Genomic DNA, 5,962 nt, shown 5'->3' with positions numbered 1-5,962 from the left:
GCCCCCACGACCGGGGAGGCCGGCCCGGCCCGGCCGCGCCACGACGGCTTCGGGACCGGCGCCGTGCCGCCCTCCGAGGCGTCGCCGCGGATCGTCGCGCTGTGCCGGGACCGGCAGCGGGATCCGGACGGCCCGGGCAGCCCGGACGGTGCCGGACGGAAGCCGCTGGTCGCCGCCGCGGGCGGACGCGACCGGGTGGCCGAGTACTGCGACGCGGTCCTGGAAGGCCCGGCGGCGCGGCCCTCCCCCGCCGACGGCGGCCGGGGCGACGGAGACGGAAACGGCGGCGGGAACGGTGCGACGCCGGGCATCCCGGATCTGCCCGACCAGGCCACCGGCGGCAACGGCCAGACCGGCAACGGCCAGGAGAACGCCAACCCCGGGGCCCCCGGGAGCGGCAACGGAAACTCCGGCGGCCGGGACAACGCCGGCCGGAGCGGCGACCGCCCCGGCAACGGCGGCACCGGCAACGGCGGCACCGGCGGCGGAAGCGGCGGCCGGGACACCGGGAACCCCGGCAACGGAACCGGGAACGGAGCCGGCACCGGCGGTGGCACCGGCGGCCGGGGCGGCGGTGCTCCGGGCAGCGGGAACGGCGCCGGTAACGGAGCCGGGAACGGCAGCGGCGGCCCCCGGGCCGAAACCGCACAGGACCGCGGCCCCTCCACGGGCCACCCCGCGCCCGCCCCGCCGCGGAACACCGTCCGCTGACCCCGCCCGGGGCGCTCCGCGCACCGGGCGGGGCACCCCGTAGGGTCGGGCCATGGATCTCCGACTGCCCAGGCCCCGCGGACGGCTGGTCGCGGCGGCCGCCGCCGTCGCCGTCCTCGTGGGGGGCGGTGTGTGGGCGGCCCTGCCGGACGACGCCCCCGCCGTACGCCACACCGAGTACAGGATCACCCTGCCCGAATCACCGGACGACGGCGGCGGGAGCGGTGGGGACGGCGGGGACACCGTCCGGATCGACACCTCCTACTTCACCGCCGGTGACCCCGGCACCCGCCGCCCCGCGGTCCTGCTGGGCCACGGCTTCGGCGGCAGCAAGGCCGAACTGCGCGGCCAGGCCGAGGAGCTGGCCCGCTCCGGCTACGCGGTGCTGACCTGGTCGGCCCGCGGCTTCGGCGCCTCCACCGGCCGGATCGGGCTGAACGACCCCGACCGCGAGGTCGCCGACGTCAGCGCCCTGATCGACTGGCTGGCGAAGCGGCCCGAGGTCCGCCTCGACGGCGAGGGCGACCCCCGGGTGGGCGTGGCCGGCGCCTCCTACGGCGGCGCGGTCTCGCTGCTGGCCGCCGGGTACGACGAGCGGGTCGACGCCGTCGCCCCGCGCATCACCTACTGGGACCTGTCCGAGGCCCTCTTCCCGGACGGCGTCTTCAAACAGCTGTGGACCGGGATCTTCTTCACCACCGGCTCCACCGTCGCGGGCGACGGCGTCCCCACCGCCGGGCCGGCCTCCCGGCGGGCGGGCTGCGGCCGGTTCGCCACCGAGCTGTGCGCGATGTACGAGCGGGTCGCCGTCGCCGGGGAACCGGACGAGGAGGCGCGCGAGCTGCTGCGCGAGCGCAGCCCGGCGGCCGTCGCCGACCGGATCGACGTACCGGCGCTGATCATCCAGGGCCGCTCCGACTCCCTCTTCCCGCTCGGCCACGCCGACGCCATGGCGAAGGCGATCCGCGCCAACGGCGCGCCGGTGGCGGTGGAGTGGATCGCGGGCGGCCACGACGGCGGCCCCGACGAGACCGAGCGGCTGGACGACCGCACCCGCGCCTGGTTCGACCGCCACCTCAAGGACGAGAAGGGGACGGACACCGGCCCGGCCTTCCGCGTCACCCGCACCGGCGGCATGGACACCACCGACGGCGAGACACGGCTGCGGGCCGCCACCGCCGAACGCTACCCGGGCCTGGCCTCCGGCGGCCGGACCGTGGAGCTGCGGGGGCGTGAGCAGACCTTCGCCAACCCGGCCGGCGGCGGCCCGCCCGCCGTCTCCGCCGTACCCGGTCTGAGCGCCGTGGGCGGACTGTCGGACCTGGGGGTCGGCCTGTCGGTGGACTACCCCGGCCAGCACGCCCGCTTCGAGTCGGAGCCGCTTCCCGAGGCCGTCCAGGTCACCGGCGCCCCCTCGGTACGCGTGGAGGTCGCGTCCTCCTCCGGGGAGGCGGTGCTGTTCGCCAAGGTCTACGACGTGGGCCCCGACGGGCGCCAGGTGCTTCCCTCCCAGCTCGTGGCGCCGCTGCGGGTCACCGGGGCCGGGGAGGGCCGGAGCGTGGAGGTGCGGCTGCCGGCGATCGACCACCGCTTCGAGGCCGGGCACCGCATGCGGGTGGTGCTCTCCGCCACCGATCTGGCCTACGCCTCGCCGGTCGAGCCCGCCGCCTACACCGTCTCCCTCGCGGAGGGCGGGCTGAGCGTGCCGACCGCGCCCGGCCTGGCCGTCGAGGCGGCCGGCACCCCGTGGTGGGTGTGGGGCATGCCGGCGGCCGGCGCGGCCGTGGCGGTGGTGCTGCTGCTGACCGGACGCCGCCAAAAGACCGCACCGGTCGCGCCGCCCGCCTCAGCCGAATCCGGCACCCCCGCACCCGGCACCCCCGCCGAACCCGCCGCCGCGCCGCAGGCGGGCCCCGCACGCGAGGACGTCCCGCTGGAGATCACCGGCCTGTCCAAGCGGTACGCGGGCTCGGCCGACCGCTACGCGGTGCGCGATCTGTCCTTCCGGGTGGAGCGCGGCCAGGTGCTCGGCCTGCTCGGCCCCAACGGCGCGGGCAAGACCACCACCCTGCGGATGCTGATGGGCCTGATCACCCCCGACAGCGGTGAGATCAGGGTCTTCGGCCACGCGATCCGCCCGGGCGCGCCCGTGCTGTCGCGGGTCGGCGCGTTCGTGGAGGGCGCCGGCTTCCTGCCGCACCTGTCGGGCCGGGCTAATCTGGAGCTGTACTGGCGGGCCACCGGCCGCCCCGAGGAGGACGCGCACACCGAGGAGGCGCTGGAGATCGCCGGGCTCGGCGACGCCCTGGAGCGCGCGGTGCGCACCTACTCGCAGGGCATGCGGCAGCGGCTGGCGATCGCCCAGGCCATGCTGGGCCTGCCGGACCTGCTGATCCTGGACGAGCCGACCAACGGCCTGGACCCGCCGCAGATCCGCGAGATGCGGGACGTGATGATCCGCTACGCGGCGGCCGGCCGTACCGTGATCGTCTCCAGCCATCTGCTGGCCGAGGTCGAGCAGACCTGTACGCACCTGGTGGTCATGGACCGCGGCGAGCTGGTGCAGGCGGGGCCGGTGGAGGAGATCACCGGCTCCGGCGACACCGTGCTCGTCGGGGTGCGGGGCCCGGTGCCCCAGGCGCTGCCGGAGAAGGTGGCGGCCCTGCCCGGTGTGGGCTCGGCCGTGGCCGTCGACGAGGGGCTGCTGGTGCGGCTCGACGGCGCCACCACCACGCAGTTGCTGACCGAGCTCCTGCGGCTGGAGGTGCCGGTGGAGCGCGCCGGGCCGCACCGCCGCCTGGAGGACGCCTTCCTCACCCTGATCGGAGGAGAGCGATGACCGCCACCGCCCCCACTCCCCCTCCCGCGCCGAACCCGCCCGCACCGGACCCGTCGGGGACGGGTCCGTCGGGCGCGGCGCCCGGCTACCGCCCGCGGCACACCCTGCCGCTGCGCGTGGAGGCGGTGCGCCAGCTGCGGCGCCGCCGGACCCTGGTGACCGGCCTGGTGCTAGCCGCGCTGCCGTTCGTGCTGATCGCGGCCTTCGCGATCGGCGGCGAGCCCGAGCGCGGCGGTCGGCGCATCAACCTGATGGACACCGCCACCGCCTCCGGGCTGAACTTCGCCGCCATGGCGCTGTTCGTCTCCGCCGGCTTCCTGCTGGTGGTGCCGGTGGCGCTGTTCTGCGGCGACACGGTGGCCTCCGAGGCGAGCTGGTCCTCGCTGCGCTATCTGCTGGCGGCCCCGGTGCCGCGCTCAAGGCTGCTGCTGAGCAAGCTGGTGGTGGCGCTGGCGTTCAGCGCGGCGGCGATGGCGCTGCTGCCGCTGGTGGCGCTGGCCGCCGGCTCGGCGGCGTACGGCTGGGGTCCGCTGGAGCTGCCCACCGGCGGCACGCTGCCGGCGGACGAGGCGCTGGGCCGGCTGGCGCTGGCGGTGGCGTACGTCTTCGTGGGCCAGCTGGTGACGGCCGGGCTGGCGTTCTGGCTGTCCACGGTCACCGACGCACCGCTGGGCGCGGTCGGCGGCGCGATCGGGCTGACGATCGTGGGCAACATCCTGGACGCGGTCACGGCGCTGGGCGACTGGCGGGAGCTGCTGCCCGCGCACTGGCAGTTCGCCTGGGCCGACGTCTTCCAGCCGGAACTGGAGACGGGCGGGATGCTGCGGGGCGCCTCGGTGTCCGTGGCGTACGCGCTGGTGCTGTTCGCGCTGGCCTTCCGCCACTTCCGCACCAAGGACATCGTTTCCTGAGCCGCCTGATCCGCCGCCCGGTCCCCTGAGCCGTCCCCCGAGCCGCACGGGATCCCTCCCTACGTCACCCGGTCCGACAGGGCCCGGAAGTCCTCCCACTCCAGGGCGGGCGGGGAGGGGTCCCACAGTTTCTGCGCCACGGCCCGCAGCGGCATGCGCACTCCCCGGGCGACCTCGGCCGTCGTCTGCGCGTCCGACAGGTCGCACCAGACGGCCAGCCGCCCGCCCACCACCCGGTCCGGCCCGGTCAGCTCCTCCGGCTCGGGCTCGGTGCCGCGCAGTACCGCCGGGGTCCACTCCTCGTAGATCCGCCCCCCGGTCGGATAGGTGAACTCGTTGGGTTCGCCGAGGACGTAGTAGAGGTACTCGTCGTTGAGGTTGACCACCTCCCAGCCCTCGCGCAGGTACTCCCCGGGCGGCCGGGCGCCGATCTCCTTGCCCGTCCAGTAGGCGACCTGGCGGGGGCGGCTCGGTTCGACGACTCCGCCGGCGTGCTGCCCGTCGTTCCACACCTGGGGGGTGAAGCCCGCCTTCCGCACGGTCTCGGCGCGGTCGTTGAGCCAGGCCGCGGCCAGGTCCCGCACCCGGGCCCCGGGGCCGTGCTCGCGGCGGGCGGTCTCGGCCAGCTCCGGGTAGGCGGCCTCGGGGTCGGAGCGCATCAGCGCCCGGTACTCGTCGCCGCCCAGGTGCCAGTAGGGGCCGGGGCCCGTCTGGTCGCGGAAGAGGGGGGCGTACTCGCGCAGCAGGTCGTCCACCAGGCGTGCCGAGCGCGGGTCGGAGATGTCGATCGCGCCGGGGGCCGGGTCGCCGTCGGCGTCGCGCAGCCGGAGTTCGGGGTGGGCGTCGAGCACCGCGCCGAGGTGGCCGGGCGAGTCGATCTCGGGGATGACGGTGATGTGCCGGGAGTTGGCCAGCTCGACGATCCGGCGCAGTTCGTCCTTGGTCAGGTGGGGGTCGGAGACGACCTCGGGGTGGGAGTCGCTCTCGACGCGGAAGGCCTGGTCGTCGGAGAGGTGGAGCTGGAGCTGGTTGAGTTTGAGGTCGCCCATCTCGCGGATGCGGTCCTCGATCCACTCCGCGTCGAAGTGCTTGCGGGCGATGTCGAGCATGAAGCCGCGCTGCGGGCGGTCGGGCCAGTCGCGGATGGTGCCGCGGGGGATCGAGCCGCCGCCGCGGAGGGCCTGCAGGAGGGTGCGGGTGCCGTGGAAGACGCCGGCGTCGGTGCGGCCGGTGACGGTGACCCGGCCGGTGTCGGCCCTCAGCACGTAGCCCTCGCGGCCTCCGTACCCCTTGTCGGAGTTGGCGGAGTCCAGTCTCAGCTCGACGTCGCCGGGTCCGGCCGGTCCGCCGGAGTGCTCCACGTCCAGCTCCCCGGCGAGCAGCTCGGCCTCGTCGGCGAGCGGTCCGCCGGGGTCGGCCACGACGCGGGTGCCGGGGGCGGGCTGCCAGCCGATGCCTGGCTCGGGCTCCCACCGGCGTACGGCGGGGACGGTGGCGGGGG

At 76.2% G+C, this 5,962-nt stretch carries 3 protein-coding genes and 1 pseudogene; 3 read left to right on the top strand and 1 reads right to left on the bottom strand.

All coding sequences use genetic code 11. The annotated features are described in order from the left end of the window. The 3 genes and pseudogenes from L7D48_RS24440 to L7D48_RS24430 all read left to right on the top strand — a co-directional run. Positions 1-711 (top strand): annotated as a pseudogene (locus L7D48_RS24440) (hypothetical protein); the annotation flags it as partial. A gap of 52 nt (positions 712-763) precedes the next feature. Next, on the top strand, positions 764-3,550 hold the full coding sequence (locus L7D48_RS24435) for an alpha/beta fold hydrolase (protein ID WP_237882550.1): 2,787 nt from the start codon (positions 764-766) through the stop codon (positions 3,548-3,550). After that, positions 3,547-4,461 (top strand): ABC transporter permease, encoded by a 915-nt coding sequence (locus tag L7D48_RS24430; RefSeq protein ID WP_237882548.1) that lies wholly within the window; start codon positions 3,547-3,549, stop codon positions 4,459-4,461. Before L7D48_RS24435 ends, L7D48_RS24430 begins: the two co-directional genes overlap by 4 nt. A gap of 59 nt (positions 4,462-4,520) precedes the next feature. Here the strand turns inward: L7D48_RS24430 and L7D48_RS24425 are convergent. After that, positions 4,521-5,962 (bottom strand): family 20 glycosylhydrolase (locus L7D48_RS24425; RefSeq protein WP_237882546.1); only part of this gene is annotated, 1,442 nt, incomplete at its 5' end.

This window comes from Streptomyces sp. ICN903 (assembly GCF_022015835.1).
Classification (GTDB): Bacteria; Actinomycetota; Actinomycetes; order Streptomycetales; family Streptomycetaceae; genus Streptomyces; species Streptomyces fenghuangensis.
Note: the sequence above shows the minus strand (reverse complement) of the source record. Positions and strands in the feature narration are given on the sequence as shown.

Bases quoted from the DNA above. Each gene is read 5' to 3' on its own strand.
- L7D48_RS24435 (WP_237882550.1), top strand. From the start codon at position 764: ATGGATCTCCGACTGCCCAGGCCCCGCGGACGGCTGGTCGCGGCGGCC.
- L7D48_RS24430 (WP_237882548.1), top strand. From the start codon at position 3,547: ATGACCGCCACCGCCCCCACTCCCCCTCCCGCGCCGAACCCGCCCGCA.